Below are 1,103 nucleotides of genomic sequence, written 5' to 3'. Positions count from 1 at the left end.
GGTGCGGAGCTGACCGAACTGATGTGCGCCGAGCGGGTGACCCATGCCTTCATCACCCCCGGCGGTGCTGCAAACCCTGGATCCGGCTCGCCTCGTCGATCTTTCGCATCTCACCGTGGGCGGCTAGGCCTATACCGCGGACGTGGTCGAGCGGTGGGGCGCCACCCGCAACTTCTACAACACCTACGGTCCCACCGAGACCACCATCATCACGACCATCAGCTCCCGCATCCGCCCCGGCGATGCCTTCGATATGGGTACCACCATCGACGGCATGTCCGCGGTCGTCCTGGATGCCCGTTTGCTGCCGGAGCCGCTCGGCGTCACCGGCGAGCTGTACCTGAACGGTCCGGGGGTGGCACGCGGATACCATGCGCGCCCCGGTCTTTCGGCTCAGCGTTTCATTGCCGACCCGTACGGCGATCCGGGTGACCGCCTCTACCGCACCGGCGACCTGGTGCGCTGGGCCGTCCGCTCCGACGGCCGCCGCGTCATCGAGTACGTGGGCCGCGCCGACCACCAGGTCAAAGTGCGCGGTCTGCGCATCGAACTCGGCGAGATCGACGCCGTGCTCACCGCGCACGAAACCGTCGAATTCGCCGTCACCCGCGGCCACACCGATCCCGCCGGTACGGTCTCCCTGGTCTCCTACGTCGTGGCCGCCTCCGGGCGCACCATCGACACCGCTGCTCTCCTCGAGTTCGCGGGGCGCAGCCTCACCGCCTACATGGTGCCCGCCGCGATCATGGTCCTCGACCGCCTTCCGCTGACCCCGGTCGGCAAGCTGGACCGAAAGGCGCTGCCGGAACCCGTATTCCGTACCGCGGCCTTCCGCGCCCCGCGGACCCCCGTGGAACGCGCCATTACCGAGACCATCGCCGCCGTACTGGGCGCGGTCGCCGCCGACGCGGTGGGCCTGGACGACGATTTCTTCGCCCTCGGCGGAAACTCCCTCACCGCAACCCAACTGGCGGCCCGCCTGGCCGCCGCGCTGGCGATCTCGGTCCCGGTCCGCACGATCTTCGAGCACGCGACCGTAGCCGACCTGTCCGCCACTCTGACCCCCGCCGCCGCAACCCCGGACGCAGCGGCCCGCCCCGTCC

Annotated in this window: 1 pseudogene; it reads left to right on the top strand. The window is 70.1% G+C overall.

The features are described 5' to 3' along the window. Positions 1 to 142: 142 nt before the first annotated feature. Positions 143 to 1,000 (top strand): annotated as a pseudogene (locus tag NC4_RS45195) (non-ribosomal peptide synthetase); the annotation flags it as partial. Positions 1,001 to 1,103 lie beyond the last annotated feature (103 nt).

The organism is Nocardia crassostreae (genome assembly GCF_001613405.1).
GTDB classification, from domain to species: Bacteria; Actinomycetota; Actinomycetes; order Mycobacteriales; family Mycobacteriaceae; genus Nocardia; species Nocardia crassostreae.
Note: the sequence above shows the minus strand (reverse complement) of the source record. Positions and strands in the feature narration are given on the sequence as shown.